This window comes from Actinoallomurus rhizosphaericola (genome assembly GCF_024055675.1).
Lineage (GTDB): Bacteria > Actinomycetota > Actinomycetes > Streptosporangiales > Streptosporangiaceae > Actinoallomurus > Actinoallomurus soli.
Map to the genome: position 1 here is coordinate 97592 of NZ_JAMXMW010000004.1, position 16507 is coordinate 114098.

The window sequence follows — 16507 nt, forward strand, 5'->3', positions numbered from 1 at the left end:
AGCGCAGCGACCGCCAGCGATCATGTCAGCGTGAGCCTCGAACGACCGCGATCTCGACGCAGTTCGTCTCCTCGGCGCTGTGAGTCGACTTGCGCCATACCGTGCGGCAGAGCTCCATGGGTGCCCTCAGCTTTCGTACTCGGCGGCCACCTTGGCGATGAACTCAGCTGAACGAATGGGATCAAACGCGACGTTTCGGATCAAGTCTGCGGCCTCGATGAATGCCGTGACGTCGCCTGGCTCATCGAGGAGCAGCGACGAGCGTTTGTGCTCGAGATGAACGATCGCCGGGGCCTTCGGGAAGGTGAGCACTACAAACGAGCCGGCGAGACCGGCATGCGCCCCTTGGTCGTATGCGAGGACTCTGACCTCGACGTTGGGACGCTCGGCGACGCTGAGGATGTGACGGAGTTGTGCCGCCATGGTCGCCCGGCCGCCGATCGGCCGGCGTAGGACCGCCTCGTCCAGGATCGCGAGATATTGAGGCGGGGCAGGGCGGCTGAGCGCCGCCTGGCGGCCGAGCCGAGTGGCGACTCTCGTCTCAGCGTGCATCGCCGAGATTCCCGCCGCCTTCATCACCGCACGGGCGTAATCGGCCGTCTGCAGCAGACCGGGGACCACTATGAGCGCCACATCCGTGATGCGCGTCGCCTGCGATTCAAAGCCGATGAGTGCGGTGAGCTGGCTGGGCAGTCCGGGGTGGCGGGTCTCCCACCAGCCCGGCTGGTTCGCCTCGCGTGCCAGGGCCAGAAGGTGATCGCGTTCCTTGCCCGCCACGCCGTACAGGGCGAGCAGGGCGGCGACGTCCTCGCTGCTGATGTTGCGATGACCGGTCTCCGTGCGGCTCACCGTGCTCGCCGACCAGCCGAGCCTCCTGGCGACCTCGCGGGTCGTGAGGTGACTCTTCTCCCGCAGTTCCCGAAGCTCGGCGCCCAAGCCGCGAGCGCGCACCGTCGCGGGCCGTCTCGGCATTCTCCGCCCCCTCCGCTGATCCTCGCCTGTCGACCCTAGAGGCGCGCGCCTGTCGATCTCAGGTCGATGTCACGAAAAGTATTGCGATCATAACTGTGCGCTGTCACTGTTGCTGCAACAAGCGCGACAGGTGCGGCGGCAGGGTCGCTGCGGGAACGGGGGTTCTGGATGTGCGAAGTACCGGTGGAGGGGGTTCGTGAGCAGGCGGAGCGCGACCTGCTCGCCGAGCTCGCCGAGCTGTCGGCCGAGACGGCTCCGCGACGGTTCGCGCTGGGGCTGCTCGACGTCCAGTGCGACGACGGCGTAGTGGTGGGCTGGGGTCTGGACTTCGGCGACGAGGCGATCGTGTACGCCCCTACCGACGGCGCCGGTCAGAGGTTGTTCCGTACGGAGACCGCGGACCGGGCGCGGCGGCTGCTGGCCCGGCGCGCCGACGTACGGCTCATCTGGCTCGACCCGCCGGCCTCGGAAGCGCCCTGACTCGCGCGAACTCCGGCGAGCTCCCCGGCCGGACCGACCGGCTACTTCGACGTCGCCACTGACGTAGCAAGCCTGGCGAATCGGTCATCCATCCGTCGCCACCGACGGCAAGGTGACAGCGCTGGCGGCAAGGTGACCGCGACGGCGACAAGGAGGCTGCCGCGCTGGCGGCAACAAGCCTGCGGTGACAACGGGACTGCGGCGGTGGCGAGGTCACGGCTGCGCGCAACGTGATGGCTGCGGCGGGGGCAAGGAGACCGCCGTGGCGTTGCGTCCGGCTTGCCGGTTCGGCCGGTCACTTCAGGGCGTTGGCGGCGAGCCGTAGGTCGTTGAAGGCTCGGTCGAGGTGGGTGTGCAGGTCGTCGGTAGGGTCGGTGCGCCACCGGCGGATGGCGATCGAGTAGGTGTCCATGCCCACCTGGGCGCACAGGGCGGCGAGCGGCTCGGCGACGCCGCGCGCCCGCAGGGCGTCGGTGAGCGCGGCGACCAGGGCCGCGGTCTTGGCCAGCGCCCGTTCCTGCAGGGCCGGCGTGGCGGCGATGACCGGCACCCGCCGCTCGGTGACCGGGAGGTTTCGCTCGACCAGCGGCACGGCCTGGTGGAACGCGGCCCGCAGGGCGGCGAGCGGCTTGGTGCCGGCCGGCACCGCGGCGACCGCGTCGGTCAGCAGGTCCCGCAGCTCCGCCTCGCCGTCGAAGAAGACCTCGCGCTTGTCGGCGAAGTGGCGGAAGAAGGTCCGCTCGGTGACTCCGGCGCGGGCGGCGATGTCCGCGGTCGTGGTCTTGTCGTAGCCACGCTCCAGATACAGCTCCAGGGCGGCCTCCTGGAGCCGCAGCCGCACTTCATCCCCGTTCCGTGGCACGGCGTTGACGCTATCACAATCGTCAGTCACTGACACACATTGCGTCAGTCACTGACGGTCTGTACCGTCAGTCACTGACGCAGGAGCGTCAGTATCTGACGAAAAGAAGGTCATCATGGAACAGCGTTTCGCCGGTAAGACGGTCGTGGTCACCGGCGCCAGCTCCGGCATCGGCGACGGCATCGCCCGGCGGTTCGCCGCCGAAGGGGCCAACGTCGTCCTCGCCGCGCGGCGCAAGGACCGGCTGGAGGCCCTCGCGGCCGAGCTCGGCGCCCACCGCGCGCTCCCGGTCGTCACCGACGTCACCAGCCAGGACGACGTGCAGGCGATGATCGAGGCCGGCGCGGCCCGGTTCGGCGGCATCGACGTCCTGGTCTCCAACGCCGGCTTCGGCCTCGCCAAGGAGTTCGAGGAGACCACGGTCGAGGACTGGCGGTCGATCATGTCCACCGACGTCGACAGCTGCTTCTTCGGTGCGCAGGCGGCGCTGCCGTACCTGAAGGAGAGCCGCGGCAGCATCGTCCAGATCGCCTCCGCCTCCGGTCTCGGCGGCGACCGCCGGCTCACCGCCTACAACGCGGCCAAGGGCGCGGTCGTGAACTTCACCCGCGGGCTCGCCTTCGACCTCGGCCGGTTCGGCATCCGGGTGAACGCCATCGCCCCGTCACTGACCCTCCCGGAGGAGGCGGCGACGACGTACGCCGGCATGATCGAGCGCTTCGAGCAGCGCCGGGCGCTGACCGGCTTCAGCACCCCGGCCGACATCGCCGCCGCCGTCGGCTTCCTGGCCTCGGACGACGCCCGTTTCATCACCGGCGTCATCCTGCCCGTCGACGGTGGCATCACCGCCGGCAGCGCCCAGCCCTCCCTCTTCTGAGCCCTTCCGAGACCGACTCTTCCTCTCCCGAAAGGACCTCACGATGCCTGGAATGATCGACGCGCTCGATCCTGAACTCGCCGCCGCGTTCGCCGTGATGCCCAAGGCCGCGAACGGCACCCTGCTCGAACTCTCCGACATCCCGGGGCTGCGCGCGCAGATGCGCGCGGCGTACGACCGGATGCCCGCGACCCCGCCGGACCCGCGAGTGACGATCGAGGCCCTGCGCATCCCCCGGGACGACCGGACCGAGCTGGAGGTGGTCCTGTACCGCCCGGCCGGTGCCGAGCCCACTCTTCCGGCCCTGGTCTGGTTCCACGCCGGCGCCCAGGTCCTCGGCGACGACGCCCGCAGCGACGACGCGTACCACACGGCCCTGGCCCTGGCCCTCGACTGCGTCCTGGCCGCCGTCGTCTACCGGCTCGCCCCGGAGACACCGGCTCCCGGCGCGGCCGAGGACGGCTATCTCGCCTACACCCACCTCGCCGAGCACGCCGCCGAGCACGGGATCGACCCGGACCGGATCGGGCTCGCCGGCGCCAGCGGCGGCGGAGCGCCCGCCGCGGCCACCGCGCTCATGGTGCGCGACCGGAACGCTCCGCGGCCGTGCTCGCTGTCCCTGCTCTATCCGATGCTCGACGACCGCCTCGAGACGCCGTCGAGTTCCGAGGCCGTGTCCGAGGTCGTCTTCGCCCGCCCGGACATCCGGCTGGCCTGGGCCGCGGTCCTGGGCGACCGGCTCGGCGCGGAGGACGTGCACCCGTACTCCGCACCCGGCCGGGCGACCGATCTCGCCGGCCTGCCGGACACCTTCGTCGCCGTGGCCCAGTTCGATCTGCTGCGGGACGAGGGCATCGACTTCGCCCGCAGGCTGATCGACGCCGGAGTCCCGGTCGACCTGCACCTCTACGCCCGCGCGTTCCACGCCTGGGACCGCTTCGCGGCCGCGTCGGCCCTGACCCGCTCGTTCGAGCAGACCTGGCACGGCTTTCTCCGCCGCAACCTGCACGGCTGAGCCGCTCCGGGCTCAGGCGCCGTTCAGGAAGTCGGTCGGGATCGCGGCGTCGCCGCGGGAGAGCTGGAAGGCGGACGGGGGGAGTTCGGCGAGGGCCTGCTGATGCCGGCCGCGGGCCTCGGACAGGGGCTCGCGGCCGACGATCTCGCCGCCGACGACGAGCGGCCGCAGCAGGGGCCGGTCGTGCGGGCCGGGGACCGGCTCGCTCAGCGAGACGACCTCGGCGAGGGCCCGGCCGTTCTCGTCGCGGTGGCGGACCGCCCACTTGCGCCCGCCCCGGCTCGGCTTGCCGACCGAGTGCTTGGCGACCGGCCGCAGCGGCCCGTCGTCGGACTGGGCGCGGGCCACCAGTTTGTAGACCAGCGACGCGGTCGGCGCGCCGGAGCCGGTGACCAGCGACGTTCCCACGCCGTACCCGTCCACGGGCGAGGCGGCGAGGCCGGCGATCGAGTACTCGTCCAGGTCACCGGTCACAATGATCTTGGTCTTCGGCGCGCCGAGCGCGTTCAGTTGCTCGCGGACCTCGCGGGCCATCTCGCCCAGGTCGCCGCTGTCGATGCGGACGGCGCCGAGCTCCGGCCCGGCGAGCTCGACCGCGACCGCGACCGCGCGGGCGACGTCGTAGGTGTCGACCAGCAGGGTCGTCCCCGCGCCGAGCGCGTCGAGCTGCGCCTGGAAGGCGTGCCGTTCGCTGTCGTGCAGCAACGTGAAGGCGTGCGCGCTGGTGCCGGCGGTCGGCACGCCGTACGTGCGGCCCGCCTCCAAGTTCGACGTGGTACGGAAGCCGGCGAGGTAGGCTGCCCGGGCGGCGGCAACCCCGGCCATCTCGTGCGTTCGCCGGGATCCCATCTCGATGAGCGGGCGGTCCGCTGCGGCGCGCACCATTCGGGAGGCGGCGGAGGCGATCGCACAGTCATGATTGAGGATCGACAGCGCGAGGGTCTCGAGGATCACGGCCTCGGCGAAGGTGCCCTCCACGACGAGGATCGGCGAGCCGGGGAAGTAGCAGTCGCCCTCCGCGTAGCCCCAGATGTTCCCGGAGAAGCGGTAGGACTCCAGCCACGCCGCGGTCGGCTCGTCGACGATGCCCTCGGAGATGAGGTACTCCAGCTCGGAGCCGCCGAAGCGGAACGACTCCAGCGCGTCGAGGAACCGGCCCGTCCCGGCGACGACGCCGTACCTGCGGCCGTTCGGCAGATGCCGGGCGAACACCTCGAAGATCGCCCTACGCTCCGCGGTACCGGCGGTCAGGGCACCCTGGAGCATGGTGAGTTCGTAGCGGTCGGTCAGCAGCGCCGTCGAATGATCCACGAGTGGCAGATTACGGTGTGGTGTGTACACCATGTGCGGGCAGCACCCCGGAAGGAGGGACTCAGGTGAGCACGGCTCCCGTCGAACTGGATCGGCCGGACGCCGCCGAAGACGTACGTTCGGACCGTCCGTGGGTGTCGATCGTCTGGAACGACCCCATCAATCTCATGTCGTACGTCACCTACGTCTTCCAGAGCGTGTTCGGCTACTCGAAGATGAAGGCCGAGAAGCTGATGCTCGACGTGCACCACAAGGGCCGTGCCGTCGTGTCGAGCGGCACGCGGGAGGAGATGGAGCGCGACTGCGAGATCCTGCATTCGTACGGTCTGTGGGCCACGGTCCGGCAGGATGTGTAGATGAACACCTGGTTCACCCGGGTTCACGGGGGCGGCGTACGGCTGCGGATGACCCGGGAGGAGGCCTCCGTCGTCCAGGCGCTGGTGACCCAGCTCCTCGATCTGCTCGGCGGGCCCGCGCCCGGGCCACGCGACGACGGCCTGCCGAACCTCAGCTTCTCGGAGAACACCACCGTCTCCGACGACCCGGTCCTGGCGCGGCTGTTCCCGGACGCCTACAAGGACGACGGCGCCGCGTCGGCGGAGTTCCGGCGCTACACCGAGGGCGGGCTGCGCGACGGCAAGCGGGCCGCGGCCCAACTCGTGCTCGACACGCTCGGCGACGGCGGCGAGATCCTCCTCGATGACGAGCAGGCCCAGGTGTGGCTGCGGTCGCTCAACGACCTGCGGCTCGCCCTCGGCACCCGCCTGGGGATCACCGAGGAGACCCTCGAACGGATTCGCAGGCTCGACTGGAACGATCCGCGGACCGCCCCGTTCGCGGCCTACGACTGGCTGACCTACCTCCAAGAGGACCTGGTTCGAGCCCTTTGGTAAGCATTCGTCCTAAGGCGGGGGTCGATCCGCCGTTCTCGCCTCTCCGCCGATCAACGCCTTGGTAGTTTGGCGGCGACTCCGCGCTGGGAGGAGCGGGCGTGACCGCCACCGAATCCGTCGACGTTCTCGTCCACCGGGCCCTGCTGTACGGCCACGAGGACGAGTTCCTCGACGTGACGATCCCCTTCTTACGGGAGGGCCTGATGCGGGGCGGCCGTCCGGTCGTGATCAGTGAGCGGGCCGGGCTCGTACGCCGGCGGCTCGGCCGCGGCGCGAGCCGGGTGGAGTTCCTCGACGCGCCGGGCTGGTTCGGCGCGCCGGCCCGTACCCTCACCGCCTACCTCGCGTCCGCGCGCGAGCGGTGGTGGTCCCGTGGGCCGCTGTACCTCGTCGCGGAGCCGGTGTGGCGGGCGCGCACCCGGCCGGAGGCCCGGGAGTGGGGACGGCTGGAGTCGCTGCTCAACGTCGCGTTCGCCGACACCCCGACCAGCCTGCTGTGCGCGTACGACGTGCGCTCGCTGCCCACCGAGGTCGCCGAGGACGTCGGCCGTACCCACCCGGAGCTGATCGGCGCCGGCGGAATCCGGCGCAGCGCGCGGTTCACCGACCCGGCGGTCTTCTACGCCGAACGCAACCGGGCCCCGCTCGCCCCGCCGGTGGACCCGGTGACGAGCCGGGCGTTCTCGGGCGGCGACCTGGCCGGACTGCGCGCCTTCGTCGCGGCGGAGGCCGAGCGCCACGGGCTGCCCCGCGAACGCCGCCTCGCCCTGGTGCAGTCGGTGGCCGAGGTGGCCGGGCACGTCGCACGCAACGGCGGAGGTCGCGGATCGGTGTGGATCTGGTCGCCGGACGGCAGCCTGATCTGCGACGTCATCGACGCCGGAACCGCGCTCGACGACCGGTACCTCGGGTACTTCCCGCCGACGCCGCACCGGCCCGCGGGCGCGGGCATGTGGGCGGTCCGCCAACTGTGCGACCTCGTGGAGATCCGGTCCGGCGCCGACTGCTCGGTCGTACGGCTCCACATGGGCCACGGGCCCCGCTGAGGCCGACCGTCAGGGGCCCGGGCCCGCGAGGTCGCCCGCCGCGGCTCCCGCCCGGGGTGACCGCCTTGGGCCATGGGCCCCGCCCGGACCGGCCGTCGATACGCTTTGCGCATGCTCACCATCGAACGGGCCATCGTCGACCAGATCGTCGCGCACGCGCGCGCCGACCACCCGGACGAGGCGTGCGGCGTCGTCGCCGGAGCCGCCGGCTCGGACCGTCCGACCCGGTTCATCCCGATGGCGAACGCCGAGCGCTCGCCGACCTTCTACCGCTTCGACTCGATGGAGCAGTTCAAGGTGTGGCGGGAGATGGACGACCGTGACGAGGAGCCGGTCGTCATCTACCACTCCCACACCGCGACCGAGGCCTACCCCTCGCGCACCGACATCTCGTACGCCTCGGAGCCCAACGCGCACTACGTGCTGGTCTCCACCCGCGACGACGACGAGACGGAGTTCCGCTCCTACCGGATCGTCGACGGGAAGGTGGACGAGGAGGAGGTCCGCGTCGTGGAGTCGTACGAAACCGACTCGGTAGACTGATCCCGTGACGACGATGACGGAGCGCCCGAACCCGGCCCGGCCCGTCACGCCCGTGCAGAACTTCCTCTTCGGCCACTGCCGCGCCGAAGTCGTCTACGACTGTCGCCAGGGCTGAGCTTTTCCCCCCAAGCCCGGAATCCCCGCGCATCCGGCCGTGTTGAGCCATGCCGGGACCGTACGACGAAGGAGCACACTCGCGATGGCGATCGAGGTTCGCATTCCGACGATCCTGCGTAACTACACCGACGGCGCGAAGGCGGTCGAGGGCGGCGGCGCCACGCTCGACGAGCTGATCGCCGATCTGGAGACCCGCCACCCGGGCCTGCGCGACCGGCTGGTCGACGAGAAGGGCCTGCGGCGGTTCGTCAACGTCTACCTGAACGACGAGGACGTCCGCTTCCTGGGCGGCCTCGGCACCAAGGTCTCCGACGGCGACACGGTCACCGTGCTGCCCGCCGTCGCCGGCGGCTGACGTGCGTTTCGACTCCCTGCTCGACTCCCTCGGGCGTACGCCGCTGGTCGGACTGCCACGGCTGTCGCCGTCGCCCGAGGTGCGTCTGTGGGCCAAGCTGGAGGACCGCAACCCGACCGGCTCGGTCAAGGACCGTCCCGCCTTCTGGATGATCGCGAAGGCGGAGAAGGAGGGTCTGCTCGCGCCGGGCCGTACGATCCTGGAGCCCACCTCCGGGAACACCGGCATCTCGCTGGCGATGGTCGCCAAGCTCCGCGGCTACGACATCGTCTGCGTCATGCCGGAGAACACCTCGGCCGAGCGCCGGCAGCTCCTGGAGATGTGGGGCGCGCGCATCATCTCCTCCCCGGCCGCCGGCGGCTCGAACGAGGCGGTGCGCGTCGCCAAGCGGCTGGCCGAGGAGAACCCCGACTGGGTGATGCTCTACCAGTACGGCAACGAGGCGAACGCCCGGGCGCACTACGAGACGACCGGACCGGAGCTCCTGGCCGACCTGCCGTCGATCACCCACTTCGTCGCGGGCCTCGGCACCACGGGCACGCTGATGGGCGTCGGCCGGTACCTCCGCGAGCAGGTGCCGGGCGTCTCGATCGTGGCGGCCGAGCCCCGCTACGGCGAGCTGGTGTACGGCCTGCGCAACATCGACGAGGGCTTCGTGCCCGAGCTGTACGACGAGTCGGTGCTGACGACGCGGTACTCCGTGACGTCCGCGGACGCGCTGCGGCGCACCCGTGAGCTGCTGGCGCAGGAGGGCATCTTCGCCGGCATCTCCACCGGCTGCGCCCTGCACGCCGCGCTCGGCATGGCGAACAAGGCCGTCAAGGCGGGCGAGCGCGCCGACATCGCGTTCATCGTCGCCGACGGCGGCTGGAAGTACCTCTCCACCGGCGCGTACGGCGGCACCCTGGAGGAGGCCGAGGAGCGCCTCGAAGGCCAGCTCTGGGCCTGACCGAACACCACACGGGCGCTCACCGGAATCGAATGCGATTTCGGTGAGCGCCCGTGTACGTTCGGTTTCCTTGGCATAGTGGGCCCATGCCCGAGACGATGGCGAGCGCCCGATGGGCCTGAGCCTGCCGCCCTTCCACCGGCGGCTGCTGGAGGCCGGACGCGACCTGTGCGAGGACTACGGGCTGTGCCTCGCCGGAGGCTACGCGATGATGGCACACGGGCTGGTCGAGCGCCCCAGCGATGACATCGACCTCGCCACCGGCCATCCGCTGCCGGTCGACGACCTCGCCGACCGGGTCGCGGATGAGTACCGCAACGAGGGCTTCGCGGTGGAGGGCAGGCCGGGCGGCGCACGGTTCGCGCGCCTCCTCGTCGGCGACCCGCGGACCGGCGAGATCTGCCCGGTAGACCTGATGAAGACGACGCTGCGTGTCAGCCCGGTCGTCGTGGACTCCTGGCCGGTGCTCGGCTTCGACGACGCGATCGGCCTGAAGATGAGGGCCGTGCACGATCGCGGCATCGCGCGCGACCTCATCGACGCGGCTTCGCTCGCCGGGGAGTACGGCTTCGAGCGTCTCGAATGGCTGTGCCGCTCACACGAATCCGACTTCTCCCTGCGACGCCTGGCCTCCCGGCTCGAAGCGGCGGAACTGCACGACGACGCGGAGTTCGAGGCCTACGGCCTGACGCTGGAAGAAGTGCGGCGGGTGAAGCGGTTCGCGGCCGAATGGGCGCAGGACATCAACCTGCGGCTCCTGGAGGAGGAAGAGGTCGATCTCGAGCTCTGAGCCCCACCGGAGCGTCTCCACCCGCCGGTTCCCGGGTGAGACGGCGCCCTACCGCTGCGCCGTGGCGGTGATGCGGCCGTACGCGATGACGTGACCGCTCATGGTGAAGGTCGCGACGGCGGGCGGCGTGCCGGCCGGCAGGCCCAGGCTCGGGACGTTCAGCGCGTACACCGTCACCTGGTAGCGATGCGCGATGTCGCCCGTGGGTGGGCAGGCGCCCAGGTAGCCGGTGCCGCCGGCGTCGTTGGTGCCGGAGACGGCGCCCGCCGGCGGCTCCGCGCCCAGCGTGGTGTCATCGGCGGGGATGTCCCAGACCAGCCAGTGCCAGAACCCGCTTCCGGACGGCGCGTCCGGGTCGTACATCGTGACCGCGTAGCCGCGGGTCGCCGCCGGGGCTCCGCTCCAGGACAGGCGCAGTGGCCGGTTGCCCGCCGAGCAGCCGAAGGCGTTCGCCCAGGACGCGGCCGGGAAGACGCCGCCGTCCCGGACGTCCGGGCTGGTCAGCGTCATCCGCTTCGCCGAGTCCGGAACGCCCTTGCGGATCACGGTGAAGCCGTAGCCGCCGTCACCGGCGGGGCCGCGGTGCCCGCCGCGAAGGTCCGAACGAATCTCTTCATCTCATCCTCCTCGATCGTGCGTCCAACGATCGCGACGCGGATCGAGCGGAGGAAGGCCGCCGGGATGCTGGTACCCGGAGTGCCAGGTCCCTTCGTGGACAGCGGGCGCCGGCGGCGTGGATCATGTGGATCAGGGGTGAGTCGGATGAGCCGGCACAACGCCGACCTGGCGGAGTTCCTGCGGGTCATGCGGGCCCGCGTACGGCCGGAGGACGTCGGCCTGCCGGTCGCGGGCCACCGCCGCACGCCGGGCCTGCGGCGACAGGAGGTCGCCCAGTCGGCCGCGATCAGCGTCGAGTGGTACACCCGTCTGGAGCAGGGCCGGGTGGGCTCGCCCGGCACGACCGTCCTCGACGCCCTGGCGCAGGCCCTCCGGCTGTCGGAGTCCGAGCGGCATCACCTGCACCTGATCGCGAGAGGGGAGGCCCCGCCGTCACGGCATCGGCCCGCCCCGGTCGGAGCCGCCCTCCAGGAGCTCCTGTGCGGGATGCCGCTGCTGCCCGCCTACGTCGTGGACTTCCGCTTCGACGTCCTGGCCCGCAACGAGCCCGCGGCGGCGTTGTTCGGCGCGGACTTCGGCAGCGGCGACACCGGAAACGTCGCGCGGATGCTGTTCCTCGTGCCGCGCATCCGCGAGATGCAGCTGGACTGGACCAGGATCGCCCGGGAGACCGTCGGGAACCTGCGCGCCAACCTCGCGCGCCACCGCACCGACGCCCGGCTGCGCGCGCTGATCGACGAACTGCGCCATCGCAGCGAGGACTTCTCGGCCTGGTGGAACGACCAGACGGTGCAGGAGCGCGCCAACGGAACGAAGCGCATCCGGCACCCGGTCGGGGGTGAGCTGACGATCTGTTACACGACGCTGGCCACGCTCGACGACTCCGCTCAGTACCTGATCGCCGTCACGCCGGCCGACGCGGCTGCGGAGCAGGCGCTGCGCAGGATCGTCGCCTCTCACGCGGGCGCGCTCACCGGGACGGCCAGGGCGGTGGGCTGAGTCCCGGCCGGTGCCGGACATGTGGCGATCGTCCCATTTGCGTTCCGGGCGGGACCGTACGCCACCGGGCCGGTAGGGTATTACCGAATGTGATTCGACTCTGTGGGGTGGGGGAATGGGCGGCTTCGCGGCGGCCACGACGGTGCGACGGGTGGCGGAGGGACGCTACGCCGCCGAGCTGGACGGGGACTTCGGCATCGAGCAAGCGATCAACGGCGGTTACTCGATGGCGGTGATGACCCGCGCGCTGCTCGAGGAGTCCCCGCACCCGCACCCGATCGCCACCAGCGCGAGCTTCCTGCGCGTCGCGAAGGCAGGGCCCGCCGAGGTCCAGATCCAGCCCCTGAAGAGGGGGCGTACGGCGGCGGTGGCGCGTGTCACGCTCATCCAGAACGACCAGGCCCTGGTCGAGGCCCTCATCACCACCGGCACCCTCGACGGTGACGCCGCTCCCACCTACTCGGTGGAACAGGAGAAGCTCCCGCCGGTCGAGGAGTGTCTGGAGTTCGCGCCGAACAACGGCTTCGCCCGGCAGGTCGACGTGCGGTACGACCCGGCCACGATGGGCTGGCTCGACGGGCGGCCCGCCGGAGTGCCCGAGATGCGCGGGCACCTCCGGCTGCGCGAACCGTACGAGCCCGACGGGATCCTCCTCGCGCTCGCCGTCGACGCGCTGCCCCCGGTGGTGCTGAACGCCGGGGCGTCCGGCTGGGCGCCGACCGTCGAGCTGACCTGGCACATGCGGGCCGTTCCCGCGCCCGGCATGCTGGCCGTCCACGGCCGCGCCCGGCTCGTCAGCGACGGGTGGTTCGACGAGGAGGTGGAGGTCTGGGACTCCGCCGGCCGGCTCGTCGCGCAGAGCCGCCAGATCGCCCGCGTCGGCCGCGGCTAGTTTCTTCTAAATCACACTGTGATGTGCGGCGCATCGGCCCGCTGATCAGGGCATGGTCTTTTAGCCTGTTGGGATCATGTCTGACGCGCCAATCGGGATCTTCGACAGCGGAGTCGGCGGGCTGACCGTCGCCCGCGCCATCCTCGACCAGTTGCCGAACGAATCCATGCTGTACGTCGCCGACACCGCGCGATCCCCGTACGGCCCGAAGCCGATCGCCGAGGTACGCGCCTATGCCCTCGAGGTTCTCGACCACCTCGTGGACGAGGGCGTGAAGATGCTCGTGATCGCGTGCAACACCGCCAGCTCCGCCGTGCTGCGCGACGCGCGCGAGCGCTACGACGTCCCGGTCGTCGAGGTCATCAAGCCGGCCGTGCGCGCGGCGGTCAGCGCCAGTCGTACGGGACGCGTGGGACTCGTGGCGACGCGTGCGACCGTGACGAGCCGGTCGTATGAGGACGCGTTCGCCGCTGCGCCTCATGTGACACTGACAAGCGTCGCGTGTCCGCGTTTCGTAGAGCTCGTGGAACAAGGAATCACGATGAGCGACGAGCTCCTCGACGTCACGCGCGGCTACCTCGAGCCGATCCTCGACGCGGGGTGCGACACCCTCATCCTCGGCTGCACGCATTACCCGTTGCTGACCGGCGTCATCTCATACGTCGCCGGTGACGGGGTAACCCTCGTGTCAAGCGCCGACGAGACCGCCAAGGACGTCTACCGGGTCTTGCACGACAGCCGCCTGGCCCGCGCGGAGGGCTCCCCGGAGCCCCGGCACCGGTTCCGGGCGACCGGAGACCCGACGCCGTTCGGCGTCCTCGGCCGCCGCTTCCTCGGCCCGGAGATCGGGCTCGTCGAACCCGCGATCGTCGGCATTCCGTTCACGGCTCGTTAGGAGGTCGGCCCGTGCGGCTCACGGTGATCGGCTGTTCGGGGAGCTTCCCCGGCCCGGACAGTCCGGCGTCCTGCTATCTCGTCGAAGCCGACGGCTTCGCGATCCTCCTCGATCTCGGCAGCGGAGCCCTCGGTCCACTCCAGCGCCACATCGGGCTGTACGACATCGAGGCCGTCCTGCTGTCGCATCTCCACGCCGACCACTGCCTCGACCTGTGCGGATACTGGGTCGCCCGGACGTACGCGCCGGAGGGGCCGAAGCCGCGGATCCCGGTCTACGGACCCGAGGGCGTCGCCGACCGGATGGCGCGCGCGTACGACCTGGAGCTGGATCCGGGCATGCGGCAGGCGTTCGACTTCCAGACGCTGCGCACCGGGACGTTCCGGCTCGGGCCGTTCACCATCACGACGGCGCCGATGAGCCACCCCGTCGAGGCGTTCGGTTTCCGCGTCGAGCACGAGGGCACGGCGATCGCCTACTCCGGCGACACCGGGGAGTGCGAGGAACTCGTCCGGCTGGCCCGCGGAGTCGACCTCCTGCTCGCGGAGGCGTCCTTCCTCGACCGGCCGGACCTGCCGCCCGACCTGCACCTCACGGCACGGCAGGCGGGGGAGCACGCGAACCGCGCGGGCGCCGGGCGGCTCGTGCTCACGCACCTCGTGCCCTGGAACGACTCGGCGAGCATCCTCGCCGAGGCCAAGTCCAGCGGGTACGGCGGCCCGATCGAGCTGGCCAGCCCGGACGCGGTGTACGAACTCTGACGGGTGCGGGCGGGCCGGCCCGGCCGCCCGCCAGGGCACGGTGTGCGAACTTCGAGCGTCATCGGTCCGGGCGCTGGATAGGGTTGGGCTCATGGCTCGCCCCGACGGTCGGTCAGCCGACCAGCTACGTCCCGTCCGCATCCAGCGCGGCTGGCTCTCCCACGCCGAGGGTTCCGTGCTGGTGGAGTTCGGCCGCACGCGCGTGCTGTGCGCCGCGTCCGTCCAGACCAGCGTGCCGCGCTGGCGCCGTGACTCGGGGCTCGGCTGGGTGACGGCGGAGTACGCCATGCTGCCGCGCGCGACGAACACCCGGAACGACCGCGAGTCGGTCCGGGGCAAGATCGGCGGTCGCACGCACGAGATCTCGCGTCTCGTCGGCCGGTCGCTGCGGGCCTGCGTCGACTACAAGGCGCTGGGGGAGAACACCATCATCCTCGACTGCGACGTGCTGGAGGCCGACGGCGGCACCCGCACCGCCGCGATCACCGGCGCGTACGTCGCCCTCGCCGACGCGGTCGCCTGGATGCGCGACCGCAAGCTGGTCAAGTCCAGCCCGCTGGTCGGCTCCGTCGCGGCGGTCAGCGTCGGCGTCATCGACGGCGAGCCCCGACTCGACCTGTGCTACGAGGAGGACGTCGCCGCCGAGACCGACATGAACGTCGTCTGCACCGGTGACGGCCGCTTCGTCGAGGTGCAGGGCACCGCGGAGGGTCAGCCGTTCGACCGCTCCGAGCTCGACGCCCTCGTCGACCTGGCGGCCGGCGGCTGCGCCGAGCTCACCCGCATCCAGCAGGAGGCACTCGCGCAATGAAGGTCGTGCTCGCCACCCGCAACCAGGGCAAGGTCGCCGAGCTGCGCCGGATCCTCGACGGCATCGACGTCGTCGGGCTCGACGAGTTCCCGGACGCGCCGGAGGTCCCCGAGACCGAGCTGACGTTCGCCGGCAACGCGCTGCTCAAGGCCCGCGCGATCGCGGCGCACACCGGGCTGCCCGCCGTCGCGGACGATTCCGGCCTGTGCGTCGACGCGATGAACGGCATGCCCGGGATCTTCTCCGCCCGCTGGGCCGGCCGGCACGGCGACGACCAGGCCAACCTCGACCTGCTCCTCGGCCAGCTCGCCGACGTGGCGCCCGAGCACCGGGGCGCCCGCTTCGTGTGCGCGGCCGCCATCGCCTGGCCGTCCGGCGAGGAGGACACCGTCGAGGGCACCATGGACGGCGTCGTCATCGACGCGCCGCGCGGCACGAACGGCTTCGGCTACGACCCGATCTTCGTGCCCGAGGGCGACACGCGTACGAACTCCGAGCTGAGCGCCGAGGAGAAGGACGCCATCAGTCACCGCGGCAAGGCGTTCACCGCCCTCGCTGCCCGTATCCTCGCGCGGGTCGATCACGCGGGCTGAGGGCCACCGCCCCCGCACGGGCACGTACCCGCGCCGGAGCGGGCACGTGGGCTGAGGGCCACCGGCCCGTGCGGGCGCGTATCCGCGCGCGGGCTGAGGGCTACCGGCTCGCAGCCCCCTCATCGGGCGGCAGCACGCGCTCCACGACACTGGCGATCAGCGCCTCGACGTCCGTCTCGGGGAACACCTCCGGCAGGGTCAGCCGCTCTGCGATCAGCCAGTTCATCGCCAGGTAGAGCGTGACCACCGTCGTGGCGTCCCCGGGCAGCCCGGAGTCCAGGTGGTAGGCGATGTTGGCCTCGACGTCGGCGCGGATGGTGCGGGTCAGCACCTCGCGCAGATCGGGGCGGCGGGTGGCCTCCAGACGTAGTTCGAACAGGGCCAGATAGCCCGACCGGAAGGCGCCGGCCCGGCCGACCAGCTCCTGCATGAACTCGGTGACCCGCCGCCGGTCCCGGGGGCCCTGCAGCGACCGTGCGATCGTGGCGGCGTCCGGCTGCAGCCGTTCGTAGACGCGTCCGCCGATCTGCGTCATCAGGTCGTCCCGGCTGGCGAAGTAGTTCGACGCCGTGCCGACCGGCACCGCCGCCTGCTTGTCGACCGCGCGAAAGGTCAGCCCGCGCGCCCCCTCGCGTGCGAGCACCTCGATGGCCGCGTCGATGAGCGCCGCCCGCCGCTCTGGATTCTGCCGCATCACACCTCCTTGACACCACTACGGACATAGTACT

Annotated in this window: 22 protein-coding genes; 16 read left to right on the forward strand and 6 right to left on the reverse strand. The window is 71.3% G+C overall.

All coding sequences use genetic code 11. The annotated features are described in order from the left end of the window. Positions 1-25: 25 nt before the first annotated feature. Both NE234_RS45880 and NE234_RS11610 read right to left on the reverse strand, forming a co-directional pair. Positions 26-118, reverse strand: a complete 93-nt coding sequence (locus tag NE234_RS45880) for a DUF397 domain-containing protein (protein WP_406566982.1) — start codon at positions 116-118, stop codon at positions 26-28. Between the two features lie 8 nt (positions 119-126). Further along, the gene (locus NE234_RS11610) at positions 127-936 is read right to left on the reverse strand and encodes a helix-turn-helix domain-containing protein (RefSeq protein WP_252778946.1); all 810 of its coding nucleotides are present in this window, start codon (positions 934-936) and stop codon (positions 127-129) included. Positions 937-1155: 219 nt separating this feature from the next. On the opposite strand from NE234_RS11610, the gene NE234_RS11615 reads away from it, so the two are divergent. Beyond that, positions 1156-1452 carry a hypothetical protein gene (locus NE234_RS11615; protein ID WP_252778947.1) on the forward strand — a complete coding sequence of 99 codons (297 nt, stop codon included), beginning with the start codon at positions 1156-1158 and terminating at the stop codon, positions 1450-1452. Positions 1453-1747: 295 nt separating this feature from the next. Here NE234_RS11615 and NE234_RS11620 read toward each other — a convergent pair whose 3' ends face one another. Further along, the gene (locus tag NE234_RS11620) at positions 1748-2314 is read right to left on the reverse strand and encodes a TetR/AcrR family transcriptional regulator (protein ID WP_252778948.1); all 567 of its coding nucleotides are present in this window, start codon (positions 2312-2314) and stop codon (positions 1748-1750) included. A 115-nt stretch (positions 2315-2429) separates the two neighbouring features. Between NE234_RS11620 and NE234_RS11625 the strand changes: the two genes are divergently transcribed. After that, positions 2430-3191 (forward strand): SDR family NAD(P)-dependent oxidoreductase, encoded by a 762-nt coding sequence (locus NE234_RS11625; protein ID WP_252778949.1) that lies wholly within the window; start codon positions 2430-2432, stop codon positions 3189-3191. Positions 3192-3234: 43 nt separating this feature from the next. Then, positions 3235-4206, forward strand: a complete 972-nt coding sequence (locus tag NE234_RS11630; RefSeq protein ID WP_252778950.1) for an alpha/beta hydrolase fold domain-containing protein — start codon at positions 3235-3237, stop codon at positions 4204-4206. Positions 4207-4218: 12 nt separating this feature from the next. On the opposite strand, the gene NE234_RS11635 is transcribed toward NE234_RS11630, so the two are convergent. Further along, complete coding sequence (locus tag NE234_RS11635; RefSeq protein WP_252778951.1) at positions 4219-5550, reverse strand: nicotinate phosphoribosyltransferase; 1332 nt, start codon at positions 5548-5550, stop codon at positions 4219-4221. A 32-nt stretch (positions 5551-5582) separates the two neighbouring features. On the opposite strand from NE234_RS11635, the gene clpS reads away from it, so the two are divergent. The 7 genes from clpS (at position 5583) to NE234_RS11670 (ending at position 10210) form a co-directional block, all read left to right on the forward strand. Then, positions 5583-5873, forward strand: a complete 291-nt coding sequence (gene clpS, locus NE234_RS11640; RefSeq protein WP_252778952.1) for an ATP-dependent Clp protease adapter ClpS — start codon at positions 5583-5585, stop codon at positions 5871-5873. Then, positions 5874-6410, forward strand: coding sequence for a DUF2017 domain-containing protein (locus tag NE234_RS11645; RefSeq protein ID WP_252778953.1), 537 nt, complete (start codon positions 5874-5876; stop codon positions 6408-6410). It abuts the gene before it with no gap. A gap of 98 nt (positions 6411-6508) precedes the next feature. Next, complete coding sequence (locus NE234_RS11650) at positions 6509-7456, forward strand: sensor histidine kinase (RefSeq protein ID WP_252778954.1); 948 nt, start codon at positions 6509-6511, stop codon at positions 7454-7456. 111 nt (positions 7457-7567) lie between these two features. After that, positions 7568-7999: a Mov34/MPN/PAD-1 family protein gene (locus NE234_RS11655; RefSeq protein WP_252778955.1), complete on the forward strand. Its 432-nt coding sequence runs from the start codon at positions 7568-7570 to the stop codon at positions 7997-7999. 199 nt (positions 8000-8198) lie between these two features. Next, positions 8199-8471, forward strand: coding sequence for a MoaD/ThiS family protein (locus NE234_RS11660; protein ID WP_252778956.1), 273 nt, complete (start codon positions 8199-8201; stop codon positions 8469-8471). A gap of 1 nt (position 8472) precedes the next feature. Then, positions 8473-9420: a PLP-dependent cysteine synthase family protein gene (locus NE234_RS11665; protein WP_252778957.1), complete on the forward strand. Its 948-nt coding sequence runs from the start codon at positions 8473-8475 to the stop codon at positions 9418-9420. A gap of 112 nt (positions 9421-9532) precedes the next feature. Beyond that, positions 9533-10210, forward strand: a complete 678-nt coding sequence (locus tag NE234_RS11670) for a nucleotidyl transferase AbiEii/AbiGii toxin family protein (protein ID WP_252778958.1) — start codon at positions 9533-9535, stop codon at positions 10208-10210. Positions 10211-10258: 48 nt separating this feature from the next. On the opposite strand, the gene NE234_RS11675 is transcribed toward NE234_RS11670, so the two are convergent. Continuing rightward, positions 10259-10756, reverse strand: a complete 498-nt coding sequence (locus tag NE234_RS11675) for a YbhB/YbcL family Raf kinase inhibitor-like protein (RefSeq protein ID WP_252778959.1) — start codon at positions 10754-10756, stop codon at positions 10259-10261. 216 nt (positions 10757-10972) lie between these two features. Between NE234_RS11675 and NE234_RS11680 the strand changes: the two genes are divergently transcribed. From NE234_RS11680 to rdgB, 6 genes are all read left to right on the forward strand, one after another. Further along, entirely contained in the window at positions 10973-11827 is an 855-nt protein-coding gene (locus tag NE234_RS11680; RefSeq protein WP_252778960.1) for a helix-turn-helix transcriptional regulator, read from the forward strand. Between the two features lie 115 nt (positions 11828-11942). After that, positions 11943-12719: a thioesterase family protein gene (locus NE234_RS11685; RefSeq protein WP_252778961.1), complete on the forward strand. Its 777-nt coding sequence runs from the start codon at positions 11943-11945 to the stop codon at positions 12717-12719. Between the two features lie 76 nt (positions 12720-12795). Beyond that, the gene (murI, locus tag NE234_RS11690) at positions 12796-13614 is read left to right on the forward strand and encodes a glutamate racemase (RefSeq protein WP_252778962.1); all 819 of its coding nucleotides are present in this window, start codon (positions 12796-12798) and stop codon (positions 13612-13614) included. 11 nt (positions 13615-13625) lie between these two features. Continuing rightward, positions 13626-14375 (forward strand): MBL fold metallo-hydrolase, encoded by a 750-nt coding sequence (locus NE234_RS11695; RefSeq protein ID WP_252778963.1) that lies wholly within the window; start codon positions 13626-13628, stop codon positions 14373-14375. A 91-nt stretch (positions 14376-14466) separates the two neighbouring features. After that, positions 14467-15186: a ribonuclease PH gene (gene rph, locus NE234_RS11700; protein ID WP_252778964.1), complete on the forward strand. Its 720-nt coding sequence runs from the start codon at positions 14467-14469 to the stop codon at positions 15184-15186. Then, positions 15183-15779, forward strand: a complete 597-nt coding sequence (gene rdgB / locus NE234_RS11705; protein ID WP_252778965.1) for an RdgB/HAM1 family non-canonical purine NTP pyrophosphatase — start codon at positions 15183-15185, stop codon at positions 15777-15779. Before rph ends, rdgB begins: the two co-directional genes overlap by 4 nt. Positions 15780-15879: 100 nt before the next feature. Here the strand turns inward: rdgB and NE234_RS11710 are convergent, their stop codons facing one another. Then, the gene (locus NE234_RS11710; RefSeq protein WP_252778966.1) at positions 15880-16473 is read right to left on the reverse strand and encodes a TetR/AcrR family transcriptional regulator; all 594 of its coding nucleotides are present in this window, start codon (positions 16471-16473) and stop codon (positions 15880-15882) included. Positions 16474-16507: the final 34 nt, after the last annotated feature.